Origin of the sequence: Donghicola sp. (genome assembly GCF_025210255.1) — a bacterium.
Taxonomy (GTDB): domain Bacteria; phylum Pseudomonadota; class Alphaproteobacteria; order Rhodobacterales; family Rhodobacteraceae; genus Donghicola; species Donghicola eburneus.
Genome location: NZ_JAOARZ010000044.1, coordinates 1 through 22,855, shown reverse-complemented (window position 1 = coordinate 22,855; position 22,855 = coordinate 1). Strand labels below are relative to the sequence as shown.

At 57.6% G+C, this 22,855-nt stretch carries 19 protein-coding genes; 13 read left to right on the top strand and 6 right to left on the bottom strand.

The features are described from left to right. Positions 1-339: 339 nt before the first annotated feature. The 10 genes from N4A58_RS20065 to N4A58_RS20020 all read left to right on the top strand — a co-directional run bounded on the left by N4A58_RS20065 (position 340) and on the right by N4A58_RS20020 (position 10,888). Positions 340-903 (top strand): DUF3305 domain-containing protein, encoded by a 564-nt coding sequence (locus N4A58_RS20065; RefSeq protein WP_293713070.1) that lies wholly within the window; start codon positions 340-342, stop codon positions 901-903. After that, positions 903-1,526, top strand: coding sequence for a DUF3306 domain-containing protein (locus N4A58_RS20060; protein ID WP_293713068.1), 624 nt, complete (start codon positions 903-905; stop codon positions 1,524-1,526). The genes N4A58_RS20065 and N4A58_RS20060 overlap by 1 nt, the downstream gene beginning before the upstream one ends. Before the next feature lie 8 nt (positions 1,527-1,534). After that, positions 1,535-2,146: a molecular chaperone gene (locus tag N4A58_RS20055; protein WP_293713066.1), complete on the top strand. Its 612-nt coding sequence runs from the start codon at positions 1,535-1,537 to the stop codon at positions 2,144-2,146. 82 nt (positions 2,147-2,228) lie between these two features. Then, positions 2,229-2,423 (top strand): twin-arginine translocation signal domain-containing protein, encoded by a 195-nt coding sequence (locus N4A58_RS20050; protein ID WP_072706063.1) that lies wholly within the window; start codon positions 2,229-2,231, stop codon positions 2,421-2,423. 78 nt (positions 2,424-2,501) lie between these two features. Continuing rightward, a complete protein-coding gene (locus tag N4A58_RS20045; protein ID WP_293713063.1) occupies positions 2,502-5,396 on the top strand; it encodes a formate dehydrogenase subunit alpha in 2,895 nt (964 codons plus the stop codon). Between the two features lie 12 nt (positions 5,397-5,408). After that, complete coding sequence (fdh3B, locus tag N4A58_RS20040; RefSeq protein ID WP_293713061.1) at positions 5,409-6,002, top strand: formate dehydrogenase FDH3 subunit beta; 594 nt, start codon at positions 5,409-5,411, stop codon at positions 6,000-6,002. 106 nt (positions 6,003-6,108) lie between these two features. After that, positions 6,109-7,350, top strand: coding sequence for a formate dehydrogenase subunit gamma (locus tag N4A58_RS20035; RefSeq protein WP_293713059.1), 1,242 nt, complete (start codon positions 6,109-6,111; stop codon positions 7,348-7,350). A gap of 18 nt (positions 7,351-7,368) precedes the next feature. Further along, entirely contained in the window at positions 7,369-7,494 is a 126-nt protein-coding gene (locus tag N4A58_RS20030; protein WP_293713057.1) for a hypothetical protein, read from the top strand. Positions 7,495-7,518: 24 nt separating this feature from the next. Further along, entirely contained in the window at positions 7,519-8,895 is a 1,377-nt protein-coding gene (locus N4A58_RS20025; protein ID WP_293713055.1) for a sigma-54 dependent transcriptional regulator, read from the top strand. Next, complete coding sequence (locus tag N4A58_RS20020; protein WP_293713053.1) at positions 8,888-10,888, top strand: cache domain-containing protein; 2,001 nt, start codon at positions 8,888-8,890, stop codon at positions 10,886-10,888. The genes N4A58_RS20025 and N4A58_RS20020 overlap by 8 nt, the downstream gene beginning before the upstream one ends. On the opposite strand, the gene N4A58_RS20015 is transcribed toward N4A58_RS20020, so the two are convergent. The 6 genes from N4A58_RS20015 to N4A58_RS19990 form a co-directional block, all read right to left on the bottom strand. Beyond that, positions 10,885-13,056, bottom strand: coding sequence for a histidine kinase N-terminal 7TM domain-containing protein (locus N4A58_RS20015; RefSeq protein ID WP_293713361.1), 2,172 nt, complete (start codon positions 13,054-13,056; stop codon positions 10,885-10,887). The two genes, N4A58_RS20020 and N4A58_RS20015, sit on opposite strands and share 4 nt — an antisense overlap. A gap of 217 nt (positions 13,057-13,273) precedes the next feature. After that, positions 13,274-14,542, bottom strand: a complete 1,269-nt coding sequence (locus N4A58_RS20010; protein WP_293713051.1) for an OpgC family protein — start codon at positions 14,540-14,542, stop codon at positions 13,274-13,276. After that, complete coding sequence (gene mdoH / locus N4A58_RS20005) at positions 14,529-16,316, bottom strand: glucans biosynthesis glucosyltransferase MdoH (protein WP_072706069.1); 1,788 nt, start codon at positions 16,314-16,316, stop codon at positions 14,529-14,531. Before mdoH ends, N4A58_RS20010 begins: the two co-directional genes overlap by 14 nt. A gap of 22 nt (positions 16,317-16,338) precedes the next feature. Next, entirely contained in the window at positions 16,339-16,518 is a 180-nt protein-coding gene (locus tag N4A58_RS20000) for a hypothetical protein (RefSeq protein WP_293713048.1), read from the bottom strand. Then, entirely contained in the window at positions 16,515-18,104 is a 1,590-nt protein-coding gene (locus tag N4A58_RS19995; RefSeq protein ID WP_293713046.1) for a glucan biosynthesis protein, read from the bottom strand. The genes N4A58_RS20000 and N4A58_RS19995 overlap by 4 nt, the downstream gene beginning before the upstream one ends. Before the next feature lie 629 nt (positions 18,105-18,733). Then, complete coding sequence (locus tag N4A58_RS19990; RefSeq protein ID WP_293713044.1) at positions 18,734-19,924, bottom strand: phosphoadenosine phosphosulfate reductase; 1,191 nt, start codon at positions 19,922-19,924, stop codon at positions 18,734-18,736. A 572-nt stretch (positions 19,925-20,496) separates the two neighbouring features. Here N4A58_RS19990 and N4A58_RS19985 point away from each other — a divergent pair. The 3 genes from N4A58_RS19985 to N4A58_RS20965 form a co-directional block, all read left to right on the top strand. After that, on the top strand, positions 20,497-21,570 hold the full coding sequence (locus N4A58_RS19985; RefSeq protein ID WP_293713042.1) for an integrase arm-type DNA-binding domain-containing protein: 1,074 nt from the start codon (positions 20,497-20,499) through the stop codon (positions 21,568-21,570). 218 nt (positions 21,571-21,788) lie between these two features. Further along, positions 21,789-22,640 (top strand): hypothetical protein, encoded by an 852-nt coding sequence (locus N4A58_RS19980; protein WP_293713041.1) that lies wholly within the window; start codon positions 21,789-21,791, stop codon positions 22,638-22,640. A gap of 11 nt (positions 22,641-22,651) precedes the next feature. After that, positions 22,652-22,855, top strand: a 204-nt coding sequence (locus N4A58_RS20965) for a transposase (protein WP_367177061.1), incomplete at its 3' end; no start/stop codon positions are given.

The following is a 22,855-nucleotide window of genomic DNA, read 5'->3' as shown; positions in this document are numbered from 1 at the left end:
CCCCGGGCTGATACTGGCTAGGTGGCGCGGCCTGTCGGCGCAGGGGGCAGCTAGGCATGTTTCCCCCGCAAACGTAAAGCGTGAAATGAAGTGATTCGCGCGGATTTCCACATCAAAATTCCCGACTAAAAAAGACGGAAAGGTAAATCTGGACAAATCGTCTAGGCTAAAATTTCGACCTTTCGGGAAAACTGGACATTTTGTCCCTAGCGCTATCTCGAAACTGAAAAGCGATGTGCCGAATGCGGTTTGGGTTGGACAGCATCGGACCAGCGAAGGCATCAAAGTAAGCAAGAGTGTGCGATGGTACACCGAGATGAAGGGGGGAACATATCCACGATGGCACTGATCACTGACACCATGCCTGTCGGCCTGATCATTCGTAAGCAGCCCGGCGTTACGCGCTGGGTCAAGTGGATATGGCAGCCTGTTGGGCTGATCCCTGGCGCTGGTGAGGCGGAGTGGCGCGAGTTGCGCCGTGACGGCGATACTGTGGAGTATCACGCAGCGACACTGAACCTGACCATTTATTCGTCCGACACAGATGCGTATCGCGCGACCCTGAACTCGCGTACGCCAAGCCTGTATGTCGTAATGAGCGATGCTGCGGATCCGGTGAATGGATGCCCTTGGACCGCCAAGTTGATCACAGTGAACGCGTTCGAGGGGCAAGGGTACAACGAAAGCGGCGAAGGCTTGGTGGAACTGGTCCCGATGCCTGTGCCGATGATCGCATGGCTGCGCGATTTCATTGAAAAGCATCACGTCGAAGAAGAGTTCATCAAACGCCGCCGCGATAAAAAGCGGATTGATCTGGTCGAGGACGGCAAGGGAGATATCCGCATCCGCCAGACCTCTGACGTGTTCCGTGCGCCTCGTAATTCGTCGGGGAGGGTGAACTGATGGTCCGTGATTTCTGGAGCCGCCGCCGCGCTGCCGTGCAGGCCGAAGCTGAGGCCGAGGTGCTGGAGAGCCAGCGCCTGACCGAAGCACAAGAGGCCGAAGAGCGCGCCAAGCGCGAAGCGGAAAAGACGGACGAAGAGTTGCTTGCTGAACTGGGTCTGCCAGATCCGGACAGCATGGAGCAGGGCGATGACTTCTCGGCATTTATGTCCAAGGCCGTCCCCCAGCGTTTGCGGACACGCGCACTGCGCAAACTGTGGGTGTCGAACCCGCTGCTCGCCAACTTGGATGGCATGGTCGACTACGCAGACGACTTTCGCGACTCTGCCGTTGTGATCCCTGACCTGAAGACCGCTTATCAGGTCGGCAAGGGCATGATGGCCCACGTTCAGAAGCTGGCTGCCGAGGCCGAAGCCTTGGCCGGTGCGCGTGAAATGCCCGAAGAGGTCGCCAACACCGACGAGGCGCCTGTCGAAGAGGCCGTGTCAGCGGACGCGTCCGAAAACGAGCAACCCGCAACACCCGCCGAGACGCCGAACACCACACCAGATGACACGCAAGATGATGACGCGCAGCCGATGCCGCGGCGTCACATGCGCTTTGTTTTTGCCGATAGCCACTGAGGACGCTCATGACGCAGGCCGCCGTACAAACCCCGCAGATCACACCCGAGGACAAGCTTCGGGCAGAACTGTATGACTTTCTCGCTGCATTGCTGGCGAACCCGCCGACCGAAGGGCTGCTGCGCAATACCGCGAAGCTGACCGGTGACGAGACCGATTTGGGGCAGGGTATCCAGACGCTGGCCACTCTGGCAGGCAAGACCAACGCAAAGGCCGCGGAGCGCGAGTTCAACACCCTGTTTATCGGCATCGGTCGCGGAGAGCTGCTGCCTTATGCCAGCTACTACATGACCGGTTTCTTGAACGAAAAGCCGCTGGCCAGTCTGCGCCGTGATATGGCTGAACAGCAGATCCGCCGTGCACCCAACGTGTACGAACCCGAGGACAATATCGCCAGCCTGATGGAGATGATGGCAGGTCTGATCGAAGGTCGCTTTGGCGCGCCCGCCAGCATTGGCCAGCAGCAGACCTTCTTTAACCGCCACATCGCGCCCTGGGCGTCGCCGTTCTTTGCGGACCTGGAAAAGGCTCAGAACTCGGTGCTCTACGCGCCGGTCGGGACCGTGGGCAAAGTGTTTATGCAAATTGAAACCGAGGCATTCCGGCTCGCCGGAAACTGAGCTTCGAGACCATCGCTTCGGGCCATGTGGGCCCGCGGCATCATCTGGCCCCACGGGGCCGCGAAACAGGAGGACACCAACGATGTCAGACACGCGCAAGGACCAAGGGTCCAGCCGTCGAGACTTTCTGAAACTGGCAGCGACCAGCGCGCCTGCTGCCGTGGCCGTCGTGGCAACGAGCGCAACCAGCGCAGAGGCCGCCACGGATGCCAAGCCCGCTTCGGGCATGAAAGATACGGCGCAGACCCGCGCCTACTATCAGACCGCCCGCTTCTAAGGACGGTCCGGCTTTAGGATTGGAAATACCTAGCACGAGCGACGGGCCATCGGCCCTAGCGAGCAAGGGGAGGCAAAAATGCTAAGAAAAAAGACGAACGGAGTCGCCCGCTCTACACAGCGCGCATCACTCCTGTCCGCAGTTGCGGAGAAATCCGTCGACCGCCGCGCATTCCTGCGTGGGTCCGGTCTGGCGATTGGCGGTCTGACCGCCTTGGGTGTCACCGGCGGCACCGTGACCAAAGCCGAAGCGCAAGAGAGCGTGGCGCGCGCGGTGGATACCGTGAAGTCCGTGTGTACCCACTGCTCGGTCGGTTGTACCGTCGTGGCAGAAGTGGACAACGGCGTCTGGATCGGTCAGGAGCCCGGTTACGACAGCCCGTTCAACCTGGGTTCGCACTGCGCCAAAGGTGCAGCGGTGCGCGAGCACGCCCACGGTGAACGCCGCCTGAAGTATCCCATGAAAAAGGTCAATGGCGAGTGGACCCGCATCTCTTGGGAGCAGGCGATCGACGAGATCGGCGACAAGATGATGTCGATCCGCGAAGAAAGCGGCCCCGACAGCGTCTACTGGCTGGGTTCGGCCAAGCACAACAACGAGCAGGCCTACCTGTTCCGCAAGTTTGCGGCCTACTGGGGCACAAACAACGTCGACCACCAGGCACGTATCTGTCACTCGACCACCGTTGCGGGTGTTGCGAACACATGGGGCTATGGCGCCATGACCAACAGCTACAACGACATCCATAACTCCAAGGCGATCTTTATCATCGGCGGCAATCCTGCCGAGGCGCACCCCGTCTCGCTGTTGCACGTGCTGAAGGCCAAAGAGGAAAACAACGCACCGCTGATCGTTTGCGATCCGCGTTTCACCCGGACTGCGGCCCACGCGGACGAATATGTGCGTTTCCGTCCCGGCACCGACGTTGCACTGGTCTGGGGCATCCTGTGGCACATCTTTGAGAACGGTTGGGAGGACAAAGAGTTCATCCGCACCCGTGTCTGGGGCATGGACCAGATCAAAGAAGAAGTCGCCAAGTGGAACCCCGAAGAGACCGAGCGTGTCACCGGCGCGCCCGGTGCGCAGCTGGAACGCGTGGCTCGGACGCTGGTCAACAGCCGTCCCGGCACCGTGATCTGGTGCATGGGTGGTACCCAGCACACCAACGGTAACAACAACACCCGCGCCTACTGCATTCTGCAGCTTGCCCTTGGCAACATGGGCGTCTCAGGTGGCGGCACCAACATCTTCCGCGGCCACGACAACGTGCAGGGCGCGACCGACCTTGGCGTTCTGTCGCACACGCTGCCGGGCTATTACGGCCTGTCTTCGGGCGCATGGGCGCACTGGGGCCGTGTCTGGGGCGAGGATATGGACTGGCTCAAGGGCCAATTCCAGTCCGAGACCGATGTCGACGGCAAAGAGGTCAACCTGATGGAGCGGACCGGTATTCCGGTGTCCCGCTGGATCGACGGTGTTCTCGAAGATGCTGAAAACATCGACCAGCCCGACAACGTGCGTGCCATGGTTTTGTGGGGCCACGCGCCCAACTCGCAGACTCGTATGACCGAGATGAAAACGGCGATGGAAAAGCTCGACATGCTTGTCGTGATCGATCCGTTCCCCACCGTTTCGGCTGTGCTGCATGACCGCACCGATGGCGTCTACCTGCTGCCCGCGACCACGCAGTTCGAAACCCGTGGCTCTGTGACGGCCTCGAACCGCTCGATCCAGTGGCGCGATCAGGTTGTGGACCCGCTGTTTGAATCGAAGCCGGACCACGTGATCATCGCGAAGTTTGCGAACAAGTTCGGCTTTGCCGACCGCCTGTTCCGCAACATCGAGATGGAAGACGCGGAAACGCCCAACATTGAAAGCATCACCCGCGAGTTCAACGCTGGTATGTGGACTGTTGGCTACACCGGCCAGTCGCCCGAGCGCATCAAGCTGCACATGGCGAACCAGCACACCTTTGACAAAACGACGCTCAAGGCTGTTGGTGGACCCGCAGACGGGGATTACTACGGTATGCCGTGGCCCTGCTGGGGCACCCCCGAGATGAAGCATCCTGGCTCGCCCAACCTCTATGACATCAACAAGCCTGTGGCGGATGGCGGCTTGCCCTTCCGTGCGCGCTATGGTGTCGAGCGGAACGGTGACAATCTCTTGGCCGAAGGGGTATCGAACCCCGGTGCGGACATTCAGGACGGTTATCCCGAGTTCACCATGCAGATGCTGATGGATCTGGGGTGGGATAGCGATCTGACCGATGAAGAGCGCGCGTCCATCGACGCTGTGGCTGGTCCGGGCACGAACTGGAAGACAGACCTATCGGGTGGTATCCAGCGCGTCGCGATCAAGCATGGTTGCGCACCCTATGGGAACGCCAAGGCCCGTGCTGTGGTCTGGACCTTCCCGGATCCGGTGCCGCTCCACCGCGAGCCGCTCTACACCAACCGCCGCGATCTGGTCGAAGACTATCCGACCTACGAAGACCGCAAGCTGTACCGTCTGCCGACCATGTATGCGTCGATCCAGAAGAACGACTTCAGCAATGATTATCCGATCATTCTGACCTCGGGCCGGCTGGTCGAATACGAAGGTGGCGGCGACGAGACACGTTCGAACCCGTGGCTGGCTGAACTTCAGCAGGAAATGTTTGTCGAAATGAACCCGCGCGACGCCAACAACCTTGGTGTGCGGGACGGCAGCATGGTCTGGGTCGAGGGCCCCGAGGGCGGCAAGGTCAAGGTGAAAGCCATGATCACTGAACGTGTGGGCAGTGGCGTGGCGTTCATGCCGTTCCACTTTGGCGGTCACTTCCAAGGCGAGGATCTGCGGGACAAATATCCCGATGGTGCAGACCCCTATGTTTTGGGTGAATCGACCAACACCGCGCAGACATACGGCTATGACTCGGTGACCCTCATGCAGGAAACCAAAGCCACCCTCTGCAAGATCAGCGCAGCCTAAGGAGACAAGGATATGGCAAGAGCAAAATTTCTCTGCGACGCCGAGCGCTGCATTGAGTGTAACGCCTGCGTCACCGCCTGTAAGAACGAGCACGAAGTGCCGTGGGGCATCAACCGCCGCCGTGTGATCACCATCAACGACGGCAAACCCGGCGAGCGGTCGATCTCGGTCGCTTGTATGCACTGCTCGGATGCGCCTTGTATGGCCGTCTGTCCGACGGACTGCTTCTACCAGACCGAAGATGGCGTGGTGTTGCACTCCAAGGACCTGTGCATCGGCTGCGGCTATTGCTTCTACGCGTGCCCCTTTGGCGCGCCGCAGTACCCGCAGGCAGGCAACTTCGGTACACGCGGCAAGATGGACAAGTGTACCTTCTGCGCAGGTGGCCCCGAGGCCGACAACTCGGTCGAGGAGTTCCAGAAGTACGGTCGCAACCGTATCGCAGAAGGCAAGCTGCCGATCTGTGCTGAAATGTGCTCGACCAAGGCGCTTCTGGCAGGGGACGGCGACATCGTATCGGCCATCTACCGCGAGCGTGTTGTGGCACGTGGTTTCGGTTCGGGCGCTTGGGGCTGGGGCACCGCCTACGAGCAGAAAGCGAACTGATCCTTCACGGTCCGCGCCCGTACAAGTCGGGCGCGGCATAGCAAACAAGGTGCCCGCGGACTATCCAAGTCTGCGGGCGCATTTCTCATATCAGGGACCTTCGGGAATGGCGCGCATTTCTACGAGATTTCTAACCCTGCTGGCGGCGGCATTCATCGCGCTGACCAGCGCGGCTTCGGCCCAGACCGTACCGGCAGAGGGGGAGCCCCGCGCCGAAACAGGCGGGGCCCAGACCCTAGAAGACATCCTGCGTCGGCAGGAAAACCAAAAGATGGACGACAGCTTCCGCAGTGAAGCCATCGGCAATCCAGATGCTGCTGCGCCCACCACTGGGCAGCTTGGCACTTTGGGCGGCGTGTCGGACGCAGAATTCTGGCGGGCCTACCGCTATAACGAATTGGACGAGCTTGGCGATGTCAGTGCCTCGGCCAAGGGGCCGTCGGGCGATACCTCGGTCACTCAGGTTGTCATTCAGGACACCGGCATGACCTGGCTCAACTTCCGTGCCGGACCGTTGAAAGACTACGGCGGCTACCTGCTCTTGGGGACTATCGCGATCCTCGCGGTGTTCTTCTTGTTCCGCGGTCGTATCATGATTGACGGCGAGAAGTCGGGCAAAACCATCACCCGCTTCAAAGGGATCGAGCGGTTCGCCCACTGGACCCTTGCGGGCAGCTTTGTGCTGTTGGCAATCACGGGGCTGGTGCAGTTGTTCGGCCGTTTCTTTATCATCCCGCTCATTGGACACGAGGCCTTTGCCCCCGTCGCGATTGGCGGCAAGTGGATCCACAACAACGTCTCTTGGGCGTTCATGCTGGGTCTGGTGATGGTCACCGTCATGTGGGTCAAACACAACATCCCCAACAAGCTGGACCTGAAATGGTTCGCGGTTGGCGGCGGTCTCTTTTCCAAGGGCGTGCACCCGCCCGCCAAGAAATTTAATGCCGGTCAGAAGATCATCTTCTGGGGCGTCATCTTCCTTGGTGTCTCGATCTCTGTGTCTGGTCTGTCGCTGCTGTTCCCGTTCGAATTGCCCATGTTCGCGGCCACCTTTGCCCATATGAACGATTTGGGCCTGCCGCAGCTGTTCGGAATGGAGGCTCTGCCCACCGATCTGGCGCCGCACACGGAAATGCAGCTGTCACAGACATGGCATGCGATCGTTGGCTTCCTGTTTATGGCGCTGATCATCGGTCACATCTATATCGGTTCGATCGGTATGGAAGGTGCGTTTGACGCCATGGGAAGCGGTCAGGTGGACGAACAATGGGCCAAGGAACACCATGGCCTGTGGTACGAAGAAGTCACCGGCAAGCCCGCCTACAAAGACGCCCATCCGGCGGAATAAGAGCAAGGAGCACACAGTATGAAAGCGATGTTCATTGCCTTTGTCGGGATTTTTGTGATCGCCATTGCGGCGGATCAGGTCCTGCACCGCGCCGGTTTCGCGATTGACGAGGTTACGTCCGCCCCGTCGGTTCGGTTAGACTAAGCCGAACAGGCAGAGCGGATAGAGATGACCAGCAATCTTCAACCCACCGTGCAGCCCCCCACCGAGGGGGCTGCGCAGTCTCATATCGACCGAGCGATCCGTCACGTCTCCATTCTGGTCGTGGACGACGAGCCCGGGATGCGGAACTATTTGACCCGCACGTTGGAACCCCGCTGCAAAAAAGTCATGGCCGCCGCCAGCGCAGAAGAGGCGAGCGCATTGCTGGATGCGCATCACTTCGATCTGGTGCTCTTGGACAACGTCATGCCAGGGCAGTCCGGTCTGGACTGGTTGGCCGAGCAGCGCCGCGTGGGCCTGTTCGCTGAAGCGATCCTGATGACCGCCTACGCCGATCTGGAAACGGCCATCCACGCGATGCGGGTGGGGGCCTCGGATTTCGTTCTGAAGCCGTTCCGGTCCAACCAAATCCTGAACGCGGTCAATCGTTGTATGGTGCAGAAATACCTGCGTCGTGAGAACTTCCTGCTTAAATACGAACTGCAGGCCGATAGTCTGGCCGCCCGTGGCCGTTTGATCGGCACCTCTCCGGGGATCGAAAGCGTGCGCAAGACGCTAGAACGCGTTGCACCTATGCCCACACCGGTCTTGTTCACGGGCGAAAGCGGCACAGGCAAGGAAATCTGCGCCCGCACGCTGCACGCCATGTCGGACCGCGCCAACGCGCCCTTTGTCCCGATCAACTGCGCCAGCATTTCACCGGATCGTCTGTCGCAGGACCTGTTCGGTGATCCGCACCAGCCCGGATCGGATGGCCTGTTGGTCCATGCGTCCGGCGGCACGATTTTCCTTGATGAAGTGGCCGAGCTTCCCCTGCCGATGCAGGGCGAACTTTTGCGTGTGCTAGAGGATGGCAGCCTGCGCCCCCACGGGTCAGAGCGCGAGATGCCCCTGAATTTGCGGTTTGTGTTTGCGACCAACGCCGATCTGGACAAGGCGATGGACGAAGGTCGCTTCCGCCGCGACCTGTATCACCGGATCAACGTGGTCAATATCCAGATGCCCCCCCTGCGCGAACGGGTCGGAGATATCCCAGAATTAGCGGAGCTATTTATGGGAAAATTCTCGCGTCAGCTGGGAGTAGAGCCGCTCGTGCTTACAGATCACGTACTTTTGAACATGGCCCGTTATGACTGGCAGGGCAACGTCCGAGAGCTGAAGAACTTGATCGAACGCTCTCTCATCCTTGGAGAATTTCCTCCGGAATTCGCAGGCAACACCGAAGACAGCGACAATGAGCCTGTTGAAAGCTTGCATGCGGTCGAACGTCGGCACATCCTGAGCGTGCTGGAAGCCTGTGGCGGCAACCGTGCCGAGGCGGCGCGGCGTCTTGGGGTCAGCCGCAAGACGATCGACCGTAAATGCAGCATGTGGAATGTCTGACAGACTCACGACTCCGGTAAGCCTACGTAATACAGTGCGCGCGCGCCTCTTGGTGATCGCGCTGTTGCCCATTCTGATCCTGTTGCCTTTGCTCTTGGTCACTGCGGTCAAAAGTTGGTCCGACCGATTGAATGAAGTGCTGATCGCCAAAGTGTCTGGTGAATTGACCGTGGCGCGTCAACATCTGGAAGGGCTGGTCGAAGATCGCAGCGCGGCCATTGACGCATTGGGGCGGTCGGCCCTATTTCGCGATCAAGCCCGTACGGATATGGCAGATTTTCTGGAACGTCAGCGGCGGCAAATGGGGCTCGATTTCCTGTACTACGTTACCCCGCGGGCCTACGTGATTATGGCGGGCGGCAGCGGCGGGGTGGCCGACCCGCGCAACTGGCCCGTGGTGAATGCGGCATTGAACGGGCGCAGCGGGGCGGCCATTGACGTATTTGCAGAGAGCGATCTTGCCTCCTTGTCCCCCGATCTTGCCGCGCGGGCCCGCATTGAACTATTGCCGACCCAAGGCGCTGTTCCTTCGGATCGCGCGGTTGAGTCCCGCGGGATGGTGGTGCACGCGGCGGCGCCCGCGCCGGGTGGGGCCTTGGTGGGCGGCGTTCTGTTGAACCGCAACCTTGGTTTCATCGACGATATCAACGATCTGGTCTACCCAGAGGGCAGCCTGACAGGGGGCACCGACGGCACGGCCACGCTGTTCTTGGACGACGTGCGGGTCAGTACGAATGTGCGCTTGTTCGAAGGGCAGCGCGCCCTTGGCACCCGCGTCTCTGCCGAAGTCCGCGACCGCGTCTTGCAGACGGGGGATGTCTGGACAGCCCGCGCCTTTGTGGTGAACGATTGGTATATCTCGGCCTATGAGCCGATCCGCGACAGCTTCAACCGGCGGATTGGCATGCTTTATGTTGGCTTCCTAGAAGAGCCCTTCCGCCAAGCCGAGCAGCGCACCCAGATGGTGATCTGGTTTAGCTTCTTGGCGGTCATCGCGGTCACGGTGCCCGTTCTGCTCTTTTTTGCGCGCTCGATCTTCGTACCCCTTGAACGGATGAACCATGCCATTGCCCGCGTCGAAGGCGGCGATTTGAGTGCGCGGTCCGAGATTTCGGGCAGGGATGACGAGATTGCGCGCTTGGCGGCCCACCTTGATAGTCTGCTTGACCAGATCCAAGAGCGGGACCGCCGTTTGCGCAACTGGGCCGAAGAGCTCGAGACCCGCGTGACCGAGCGGACTTCTGATCTGCAAGAGGTGAACCGGCAGCTCGAGATCACAACGCGGCAGCTGATCCTGTCCGAAAAGCTGGCCGCATTAGGCGAGATCACCGCTGGTGTTGCCCACGAGATCAACAACCCCCTAGCCGTGATCCAAGGCAATCTGGACGTCATTCAGGACCTAATGGGCGAGAGCGCACTGGAATACCGGACCGAATTTAAGCTGATCCAAGAGCAAATTCAGGCGATCAGCATTCTAGTGACCAAGCTGCTTAGTTTCTCGCGCCCCGAAGAATTCGACCTGCCCGAAGAGGGGCTCTGCCCGGATCGGGTGATCGAAGCAACGGTGCCCTTGGTGCAGCATACGCTGTCGAACACGAATGTTTCGCTTCATCTGGACCTATCGGCCAAAGGCGAGGTCGTGATGAATGAAACAGAACTGCAGCAGGTGATCGTGAATCTGATCACGAATGGCGTCCAAGCGATGCCTGACGGCGGCCAGATCACTGTGCGCAGCCACCGTGATGACGGGTGGGCACGCCCCATGGTGGTGATCGAAGTCTGCGATACCGGTTCGGGGATGGCGGAAGAGGTGCGGGCCAAGGTCTTTGACCCGTTCTTTTCGACCAAGGGGGCCAAGGGGACAGGTCTGGGGCTGTCGATCACGCGGGATATCCTGCGCCGCGCAGGCGGGTCAATCAGCGTGAGCAGCGAAGCAGGCAAAGGGGCGTGTTTCACGATCCGTCTTCCCGTGAAACAGCCGATGGTCTACTAATCCGGCAGGCCCAATTGCTCTTTGAGCGTTTGCATGACATCGGCCCCGCGGAAGGGCTTGCTGATACAGGCATTGAACCCCGCCGCGCGGTACTCGCGGATTTGGTCGGGCATCACGTTGGCTGAAATCGCAATGCAGGGCGGGCGCTTTTTGCCGGTCTTTCGGGCGATCGCATCAATTGCGCCTAGTGCAGTCAGGCCATCCATTTCAGGCATAGAGATATCCAGCAGCACGGCATCCCAGTCGGTGTCAGGGAAACGCTCTACCGCCTCACGCCCATCGGAAACCATGACAGCTTTGATCCCCGCGCGCTTGAGCAGACTGCCAAGGACCAGCCGATTCGTTCCGTTGTCGTCGGCGGCCAGAATATTGAGGCCCGCAAGCGCCTTGGACGGTTCCAGTTTCTCGATAACGGTTTCTTTGGCTGCTGCCTTGCGCGCTTTGACCTCGGAAGCGAGGGGCAGAGGCAGCGTGATCTTGACCAAGGTGCCTGCGCCCTTGCGGCTGGAGATATCCACGCGGCCATTCATCATGCTGACCAGTCGGCGTACGATAGACATACCCAGACCGGTGCCCCCATAGCGGCGGGTGATGGCACCGTCTGCTTGTTCGAAATCCTCAAAAATGCGGCTGATTTGTTCTTCGGTCATGCCGATGCCGGTGTCGATCACTGAGAAGACAACATCGCCAGAACTGGGGTTCGACATGCGCAGGGTCACACTGCCCGCGTCGGTGAACTTGATCGCGTTGCCTAGCAGGTTGTTCAGGATTTGCATCAAGCGCATAGGGTCACCCACGCGGCGGGGGCCATTCTGGTCTGCCTCGACGTTCAATTGCACATTCTTGGCTTCGGCAGACAGACGGTTCAGGCCCGACGCGCGTCGGATGATTTCGCAGGTGTCGAACTCCTCTGGCATAAGCGCGAGTTTGCCAGCCTCGATCTTGGACAGGTCGAGAATGTCATTGAGGATGTTCAAGAGCACGTCACCGGATTGCCGGATGGTCTCGACCATCTCTGCATGACGGGGAGAGGTGATCTCGTGCGACAGGACCTCTGCCATGCCCAGAATGCCATTCAAGGGCGTGCGGATTTCGTGGCTCATATTCGCGATGAACTGCGACTTCATCCGATTGGCGCTTTCGGCCTTGTGAACGGCGCGGCTCAGCTCTGCGTTGGTGCTGCGGATGTCGGTGATGTCCTTGAGCAGCAGGGTCCAGCCCATGCAATTGGCCGAGTCCCGCAGCGGCTTGTCGATGGGGATCACGCGCAATTCAAAGGCGCGGTCTGCGACCTCGAACACGGTGTTCTTGGGGAAGCTGGGATCAAAGGCGAGTGTGTTCAATTCGTCCCAGTCAGACAGCTTGGTGATGCCTGTATGCCCGCTGATCTCGAGCAAGCGCTCGAACGATGGGTTGGTGACCTTGAACGTTCCGCTCTCGTCAATGACGACCACGGGCTGTTCGGCGTCATAGAAGAGGTAGTTCTTTGCCACAGAAGCGACGTCGAACATGCTGTTGGTCATGATGATGCGCACCAGAAGCATCATCACAAACGAAAACAGAAACGGCGTCGGATCAAACCCAAAGAAAGACAGATCAAAAATCACATAGGCCACATTCCCGACGGTCGGAATGAGCGTAATTGTCAGCAGGTACAAAAAGTACCCACGGTACGCTTCACGAGCGCGCAGCACACCTTGGGCGACAATCAAAACCCCGCCAGCCATAAAGACATAGAGGTAAGCGACCGCCAGAAAGAACAGGGGCCCGTGCGCGTAGTCCAGAGCGGGGCCTTGGGCGGTCTCTATGACTTTTGTTTCTGGCAGATAGAAAAGTTCATGTTCGGAGTTTGTCGTCGCCATCAGCACGATCACCGTCGGTGCGACGATGAGCGAGGCAAGCCGTGGCAGGCTGATCGTGACCGTTCGCGCATGCGAATAGTCGAACAGAAAATAACACCAAGCCGTCGGCAGTAGCGCGATGAACAAATAGCTGAACTCGGCCCAGAACATTTTGCAGTTGGGAGCGGCGGCCAGCAGTTCCAACAGGACCAGCGTCAGCCACCCCATCGTCGCCAAGTAGCCGATCAAGAAAAAGGGCCGTCCGTGGAACTCGCGCTTGCGCAGGATCATCACACCGGCCGCACAGACTCCTGCCAACGTTCCCATAGCTAGATAGGCAGGGAGTTGGGGCGCGGTTAAATCAAAACATTGAGGCAAGTGCACAGCGGACGTCCCTTGGAAATTTGGCGCGGGCGCTGCGCCGTTCCATCAGAACTGCCAGAGAACACCACAATAAAGGAGGTGCCCTCTGGGCTAAACCACTGAGTAATTCGGGGAGGTTTCGCCTATGACCTCTCCTTTCGGGCAGGTCGGCGCAATCGGACTAGGCCCGAGGGGTTGTTTGCGCCGCGGTACCGAGCGTGTCGTAGGCCGGTTCTGGCGCGGGCGCGATCAGGCCTTGGGGCTTTTTCGGCTTGAGCGATATCGCTTCGGCGACCCACGCGATCAGGATCATGAATGCCACGCCTACCAGGGGCAGTGTCCATGTCAGCCATTCGGTGTGGTCCGTCGCGTTCAGGATCACTTGGCCCGTCAAAGACATCAGCGTCCCGGTCGAAAACACAAGCAAACCTTGGCGTCCCATCAGGGCCAGCGGTTTCGTCCAGTTCTGGGCACACAGGCGCACCACGATCCCAGCATGGGCCAGCACATAGGTCAGCGCCATGACGTGCAACATCCGAGGCAGCCCAACAAAGGTTTTGTCGTGCGCCACAAGGTGAAACGGTGCCCCCGCACGGCCTGCCATGAGCATTAACTGGTTCATGCCTTTGCCCAAGGGCGGGATCTTCATCCATGCCAGAACGAACAGCAAGAAGCAGATCGCCCCCCAAAAGAGCAGGGGTTTATAAGGGATGAATTGTTTGCCCTGCCGTTTACTCAGGCCAGTCATCAGGCCAGCAACGAACAGCACCTGCCACGCAAGCGGGTTAAAGAACCATCCGCCCGGATTGGGGAACGCAGGGATGTTCCAACGATAAAGTCCAGTCAGAAACCAGAAGGCCACAGACAGCGCCATCATCAGCGCAGGGCTGCGCAGACCTACGAGGATCGCGATGGGGGCGGTTATCAGGAGCACCGAATAGGCGGGCAGGATGTTCACATATCCGAGTTGGTGCCCAAGGGTGGGGATGCCCACTAGCGCCTCTGCCGTGTTGCCAAAGACGCGGGTCAAGTTGATCTTCGTGATCATCTCTGGGACGCCGAACCATAGTGCGCCCGCGCTGAAAATCGCGATAGCCCACGCGGTCAGCAAGATTTGCGTCATATACAGCGTCCACGCGCGCGACCACATCGGCTGGATCGCAGCCCACAAGCTGCCGGTTCTGCGCTGCGCCTGCATGAATCGGCCGGAGTAGGCCAGACCAGCCGCCATACCGGACAGCATAAAGAACGCCTCGGCCGCGTCGGAAAAGCCGAAGTTGCGGTTGGTGTAATCTTCGTAGGGATTGCCCGGCACATGGTTGATAAAAATCATGACCAAGGCGAGGCCGCGAAAAACATCAAGACGGGGATCGCGAGATTTTGAAGGGCCGGCGGTGTGGCTGGCTGATGCCTTGGGAAACGGCACCAGCTTGGCTTCAGGCTGTGACATGTTTGGAAAGTCCTTCGCTGGCAGACGCGTTCGGGACGTTCTCTGACTGCCAGCGGGCGTGAATACGATGATAAAGGTCCACCACAGGCGCAACACTGCGCTCTTCGGGGGTGATAAACAGGAAATGGGTCAGGGGCCGCGAGGTGATCGCGATCAGAATGGGCGCCAGCAACATGGGGACACAAACCGGCAGAAGCCACAAAGTTAAATCCGGTGCGATGTAGTGCACCACTGTCAATGCAATGGCGCCGGTGCCCGTGATCCACATGCCCGCGCCGATGCCTTGCCACAGGGTTAGTTTGCCTTCGCCGCGTTGGTTTGACGGCCAACCGCCATCCTTGCCCAGCAGTACCTGAATAACGGCACGGCTTTGGTACATCAGCATGATCGGCGCGAGGAACGAGGACAGGATAATCTCTGTCGCAACGGATAGAGCCGCGCGTAGGGTGCCGCCAAAGCCGTCGATCCGACCCTCGCGGGCGACCGAGGTTAGGATCAGGAACTTGGGCACGATCAGCAAACCGACGATCCCGAGGAACAGAGCGGTAATCTCTTTGGTCCGATCATCAGGGAACACAGGAAACAGCTGGTAAGGCTCTGGGAAGTAATCGGGCAGGGGCGCCATGATCGTCGCCAGAACCGAGGCCACCAGAAAGCAGGCCCAAATCAGCGAAACGATGTAGGCAAAGATACCCTGTACGAAAACAAAGCGGCTCCACGCTGCCAGACCGGGTGCAAATAGCAGGCGTGTGTGCTGCAGGTTGCCCTGACACCAGCGGCGGTCGCGGCGGGCATAGGATAAAATGTTTTCGGGGCCCTCTTCGTAAGAGCCACCCATCGTTTCATCGACCAGAACCTTCCACCCGTTGCGCGCCAAGAGGGCGGCTTCGACGTAGTCATGGCTCAGGATGTGGCCACCAAAGGGCGGTGGGCCGTTCAACTCGGGCAAAGCGCAGCTTTCGGCAAACGCGCGCACACGGATGATCGCATTGTGCCCCCAGAAGGGACCTGTCGATCCCTGCATCCGGGCAAGCCCGCGGCTGAAAATCGGGCTGTGGAAGCTGGCGGCGAACTGCATGGCGCGCCCGAAAAAGGAGTTGGCGTTCACGATTTTCGGCAGGGTTTGCAGCAGGCCAATGTCCGTGTCTGCCTGCATCCGAGCTACCATACGGCGGATCGTGGCGCCTTCCATCAGACTGTCCGCGTCTAGAATGACGGCCAACTCGTAGGCGCCACCGGATTTGCGAATGAAATCTTCGATATTTCCTGCTTTGCGGCCACGGTTGTCCGTGCGGCGTCGATAGAAGATGCGACCACGGCCCTGCGTTTCTTCGATCAGGCGCCGATAAACCTGTTCTTCGGCACGAGCGTTGAGCGGGTCACGGGTGTCCGACAGGATCGCGATGTCAGCGGGCAAGCCCGCTGCTTCGAGCGATCGGTCCATCGCCGCGATGCGGGCAAATGTGGAAACGGGGTCTTCGTTACAGATCGGGACCAGAACGACTGTAGGAGGCACCGGCTCTGTCAGATCGGGCGCTGGGACGGGCCGATGTCGTGCGGCAAGACCCAAGCAGGCTTGCGCCGCGCCCCACGCAAGCCAAGCTGTTGTGATCAGGATCAGGACGCCCCGCAGGATGTCCCAGATATCAACCCCGTCCTGAATGGTCGCATCGACCATCAGAACGGTGGCTGCCGTCGCAGAGACTGCGGCAAAAGCCAGTGTCGCGATGCGGTAAAATAGAGTGCGACGGTCTAGCGGCGGCAGGCGTCTCATTTTTAGGTTCGGAATCTAGAGATCAGGCCCACTGGCGGGGAACCAGAAGGCGGATCAAGTTAGAAAAGGTCAGGCGAGCATCTTCTCGGCGTTCAATGACCTGCTGGGGCATATCCAGAGGCGCCGAGGGCGGTGCTGCGAAATTATCCATAGCCTCGAGCTCGGGAGCGCGGGCGTGGGTAGTGCGGATCTGAATGGTCATTCCTTCATCCACTGATAAAGCCATGTTTCGGTCAGAGTCTGCTCGTAGCCTTCGACGGCTGCCTTGAGTTCGACAACAGAATCCGAGGTCGCTTTGACTTCGATCACGAGCCGCCAAATGTCCGTTCCGCTGATCTTGCTCAGAATGGCTTCGGCAACTTCGCCTCGGTTCACTGTTACTGTGGGTTCAACGTCCGCATCGCCAGGAAGTTCCGACAGCGTGCCGCCTTGGAAATCGACGACGAATTTCCGCGTATCGGCCTTTTCTTCAACACCCGCGACCCCACCTTCGCCGACGCGCGTCCGGATCACACGGGCGCGGGTGGCCGATCCATCGCCCTCGGGCGCGAAACCCCAGTGCATGCGATAGCTGAGTTCGATGGACTGTCCGGCCTCTGCCGGAGCTTCGGGGATCCAGAAAGCGACGATGTTGTCGTTCGTTTCCATATCAGACGGGATTTCCACCAAACGGACAGAGCCTTTGCCCCAGTCGCCTTTTGGTTCGATCATCAGCGAGGGGCGCTTTTCGTAATGCGCCTGCGCGTCAAGATAGCTGTCGAAATCACGGCTGCGTTGGACCAATCCAAAGGACTTGGGGTTTTCTGCACCAAGATAAGAGCTCGCCAGACGCATCGGGTTTTTGAGCGGACGATAGAATGTCTCGCCGCTTTGGGTGTTCAGGACCAACGCCTCGCTGTCATGCACGGCGGCGCGGAAATCATCAAAGTCGCCTTTGTCGTTGCCAGCAAACAGGAACATCGAGGTCAGCGGTGCAATGCCCAATTGTTCCACGTCGTTGCGCATAAAGAGGCGGGCGGTGACGTCGACGATGGTCGAGTCGCCAGGATTAACTACAAAGCGATAGGCCCCCGTGACCGAGCGGCTGGTGAGCGCCGCGCAGATGGTCACAGTGTCGGAGTAGGGCGTGGGGCGTTCCAGCCAGAATTCAGAAAAGCGGGGGAATTCTTCGGACCCCGACAGACCTGTATTCACAGCCAAGCCGCGGGCGCTTAGCCCGTAGACGTTGTCGCGGCCCAGAGCGCGAAAGTAGCTCGCGCCAAGGAACACGATCAGTTCGTCAAAAATATCGGCGCGGTTCATGGGCGCGTGGATGCGGAAACCAGCAACGCCGGGCATTTCGGCATTTTCGGGCACACCAAGGCTTTCGGGGTAGTAGAAGTCCTTGGTCGAGAAGGTCATCGGCCGCGACTCGCCGTTCACCACCTCGTTGATGTGCACAGGCTGTTTGAACAGCCAGCCCAGATGAAATGCGTGCATACGGAAGTGCTGGCCCTGATCCTGCCACCGAGCGCGTTCTGGCAAGAAGCGGATGCGTTGGTATGCGTCGTAGTTCAGGTCTGCCAGAAAGCCGCCGATTGTTTCCGGATCAGGGAGCGGGGCTTCGGCTGCTTTCTTCATCCGCTCGGACAACATGTCGAACGAGAACGGCTCTCCAAGCGCTTCCTGTGCTTTCGCATAGGTTGCGGATGTCAATGCGGGCGCTGCAGCAGAGCATGCGAGTCCGGCAAGAAAGGCACGCCGGTTGAACGCGGGGTATTCGAGACGTGGGGTAGTAAGCTGCTGCATCTTAAACAATAGCGACTCCAGCAAAAAACGTGATTGGTACCAATCCTCTTATTTTAATCACAGGCGCTGTTGCGCAAGAGGGAAAGTTATTGCTGCACGGCAGAAAATCGCTGATCGGCGGATTTGCACAAACTGGCGTCAGTCGGCGTCTTGCGTCCGTTTCTTAAGTCAATTCGCACGGCGAATCCGCAGGTTTATCCTTTTATCTCTATGGTTTATAAGGGGTTCTTGCACCGTTTTGGACCACTTTGAGACTCTTGCCCCCTTTGGACCGGCTACTACTGTTAGTGGTCCTGACATCCGTGCTGCACTGCAGATAGAGTTGGGTGTTACCTTGTTGCACTAAGTCAAATATTTGTGCGTGGGCAGAAGGAGATTGAAAAGGCACTTGGCAGACAAAATCGGACGAGTCGCATCGGCAGATCGCTGCCCAACCTGTGCGATTCCACGATCAGAATCGCTATCTCAGCGGGCGAGTTCACCGGATGCGCTCGTCATCTTCTGCGGGAATGGGCCGCGCTGTCTGGGTTCGACAAATGCCTGCTATGCAAAATTGTCGATAGTTCGTGCAAAATCCGACGGAAGATGAGGCCCCAGTTGAGCCCCGTAATAGCAGCTGTACAGGAGTTCTAGGCTCTGGCGCGCTTCTTCGGCGAAGCGAGGGCGGTCTCTGCCCGCCTGATTGCTTGCCGAAAGAAGGGCCCGCGTCGGCGTGCAAGAATAGCTTTTCCGAGCTTAATCACCAGAGAGTACCGGCGCGCTGCTTCGAGCCGTGCGATCAGCTCTTTGTGGTAGCGATTGTTGTCACGGCGTGCCCGCAAATACTTGTAGAACTTGGGCCGCGTCAGGGTGCCGCCTACGCAATCCAGTATCACTGGTTTCAGAATACCGATCTGCTGCCAGAGAGAGGCGATGCGGTGTCCGAAGTAACGGCATTGGAATTTTTGTACGTTCTCACCGGAAAAGAGAGCCGCGTGCATCGCGTCCAGATGTTGGGTCGGATCATAGAACACGTAAACCCTGTGCGCGGAGGCAATCATCTTGGGCGCAAAGCCGTAGCGCGACGAAAAATTGCGGTGCCATGCTTTTTTGTAGCGCGTCTCCCAAGAGGCGATGTCGCGATCAAGCGTGGCTTGGGGGGAAATGCAAATGACGGTCGCGTCGGGGCAGGCGGCGGAAAAGGCAGCCGCTGCATAGCCGCCCATAGAAGCACCATAGAAAATCACCTGATCAAACTGATCGAAGAACCTCTCGTCCCGAAGTCGATCAAAGAAATCAAAGACGGCCTCGTCGCGATACCACGTCCAGCCTTGGGCCATCATCCCGAGCATCGACCAGCCATTGGTTTCTACAAAATGGTGCCCCCAAGGCATCCGTGTATCGGCATGTTCAAACACATGGTCGAGATTTTCAAACGTAACAATCAGTGTTTCGCCGCGCTTAACAAACAGGGCAGAGTGCAACTCACCGATCTGCTCAAAGAATCCCTCTTTCTCGCCAATTTCGGCAAGGTTGGCTTTCCAGTCTTTTTGCGTCTGCTCGGCTTCGGGCATCAAAGTCTCTGAGTTTGACTTGCCAACAGGGGCGTCGCCACTTGGAAACTCGCAAAAGGGTACATCTGAACAGGCGTCGCCGCTTGATTGCGGCACTGTCGTTGCAACGTGTTCTGAGGCCAAAGGTATCGTCTGCGCGCTGTCCGAACAATTGATTTCTTTGGTCTGATCTGAGGGCAGGCGGAGAGGGGCGTGTTTCATTGGGGATCCAGAGCATGTACCGGTCGGTCTTAGATGCTCAGATATTAATCCCGCAATCGTGTCCAAATTGAGAACTATCTCAGGAGAAGAAGGGACAATCGCGTGGCAACTGTGATGCGCAACGTCCGTATATCACTATCAAATGGGAATTTAAGTGGAGGCGAGTACCCAGTTTTTCTTACTTCGAAAAATAGGGACATTTGAGGGCAAATGTCTGATATAGAAGGAGAAAATATGACAAAGTTGAAGTCTTCACAGAGCCATATGGGGACAAATAGGGACAAACGTGGACCCCGTTTTGTCGTACGGGATTGTACGTCGTACTCTTCAAACTTCTGGGTTAAATTGCCTTGGAAGTAGAGAACTCCTCTGTTTGTACTACGCCGTACTTCGTTTTGTACTACGCGTAGTACAAAACAAAAACAGTATAAAATCAGTATCTTACGTTAAAATAGTCGAGCCGACTGATTTCGTACTACGCCCGTACTACGCTTGTCGTTGTCCAGCGATGGCGCCGTAGTACGAGTGCTGCGATTTCTTGATCTAGCTAAGCTACCAGCTCAACCTCGCTCGGCTTCAAGCCGCGCAAGGCGTGGAGGCTATTGCCAGTCGCTCGGCGCGCCAAGGAAGGAGCAAGCATGAAGCTTTCCGCTCAAATCATCAAATCTGCTAAGCCGAAAAATAAACGCTACCGGCTGTCTGATGGCCGAGGGTTAACCATTTCAGCCGAGCCAAACGGTAGAAAAATCTGGCGTCTGGCGTATCGTGTTGGATCGAAGAATACCACAAAGACGCTTGGTGAGTTTCCCTTCATAGGACTTCGTGAGGCACGTCTTTTGGGGCAGGAGTTTCTACTGCATGTAAAAATGGGTGAGGAACCGAATTCTCTTTCGGTGCAGCCAGTTGAACAAGGCGAGAGCGTTGCTTACTCGCTACAGCGAGCAGACTTGTCCGAACTAAAGCCGGTTGTCGTTATACCGACGTTTTCAGAGGTCGCTGCAGAGTTCTTGAGGAAGCGGGAACTCGAAGGGATCAGGCCGCGCACCCGCCACAGGATTGAGAGACACATCGCGTCTGCGGCAAAGTTTGTTGGCAATACGCCAATCAATGAAGTCAGAGCCGCGGATGTCTTGAAGATATGCCGTGTTTGGGTCGAAGCGTGTAAGCTACCGTCGGCAGAACATCAGAGAACATTACTGAGCCAAGTTTTCAAGTTTGCAGCCGGTCTAGGTTATGTAGAAAATGACCCTGCTGCATTGGTGTCGTCGGCTATCCCCAAAGCGCCAAGAAAAAACCTGCCAGCGATAACCGACGTAGCGCGACTGGGATGGCTTATAAACCAGATTTATTCCTATCGAGGCAATACTATGGTGGCGAATGCGTTGCAATTCGCTCTACTCGTGTACCCGAGACCCGGTGAACTGCGGCAAATTCGTTGGTCGGAAATCGACCTCAAGGCTGGATTTTGGAATGCGCCAGCAGAGACGATGAAGATGAAGCGTCCTCTCTTGGTTCCGCTTTCCAGCCAAGTCGTTGAACTGTTGGAGACAATGATGCCCCTTCGTTCGCGCAATCCCTATGTCTTCCATTCTTTGAGAACACATTCTGGAATGCTCTCTGAGAACACGCCTTCAAAGGCGTTGAAGTCCATCGGTGTAACGCCTGCAGACACGTTCCGCATGGGTTTCGATCAACAGCGAGCACGATCTTAAATGAGCATGGCTGGAACTCAGACTGGATTGAGGTCTCGCTGGCACATGTGCCGTCTGGAGTGCGAGCAGTTTACAATCGTGCAAAGTATATTGAACAGAGGCGAGAAATGGCTCAATGGTACGCTGACTATCTGCATAGATTTTCAATGAATGACACCAAATAAATGCAGATTTCCTGCCCTAATCGACGTTCGGAAAATTTTTGTTTGGGAGATAAAATGGAATACCGCATTTCCTACGGTAGAATGGAAGATAAAGTTTTCTCTGAAAAGTCTCTGGCGTCAAAATTTGTATCTCGGGAAGCTGGCGTTTGGTCGGATTTTCTCGGGGTCTTTTCCGAACACTCCGATATGACAAACTTCCGATCTAGCAGGGGTAACTTTACGAGCGATCAACTGGCAAAAGTCTTTGAGCGGTTATCTGAGAAGCTTGATGACCCTCAAGCTTTCAATAGGATCACAGAACGGTACGGTGGAGGAATTCTGCCTCCACCGCCATCAGATACCTTGGAAGGCCAGCTTATTCTTGGCTTGTTCTCTGAAAATCGGGTGGGGGATGCCTTGTCAGTTTTTGCTTGGCACTTAGACGCACTGCTAGGCGTGTCCAAGAATATTAACAATAACCATCCCTTGATGGCTTATTTTACTCTAGGAGAGCGCCTCTATGTCGCTGCCTGTGCAGCGGCATCTTTACCGTTCGGCAAAGTTAATGCCAGTGCTTTGAGTGCATCAAAGCGGAAGCTAAAAGACCTTAAAGAGTCTTTTGAAGATAAAATCCGATCGGCTCAAACAAGAATCGAAGAATTTGATGAACGGGTTGCGGAGATCGAGGCAGACTTTGAAGAGGATTCTGGTGAAAAAGATAGGGGTTTCGAGGCTGCGGAAGTCGAGCGAGTAAAGAAATACGAAGAGTGGATTTCAAAGCATGAGGCTGACATTGCCCAAAGAGTGTCAAAAGCGAATAGGAGAGTTCAAGCCATAAAGCGGCTAAATGCGATTCACTTCAATCAACGGCAACGGGCCTTTGAGCGTAACGGCTCCATTGGGACCACCTGCCTGAATTGGGTCTGATGTCTTAAGCTATGTCATTATTGGCGTCGTTACCGACGTCGTTTGAGGCAGGGCTTAAGATGCGACAGGAAGTCATTATCGGGGTCGAACGTCGGCGCCGCTGGCGGGATGAAGAGAAGCTGGCCATCCTGGACGAAGTTGGCGTAAACGGCGCCACTGTTTCGGACGTTGCACGGGCGCATGATATAACCCGTCAGCACATCTACCAATGGCGA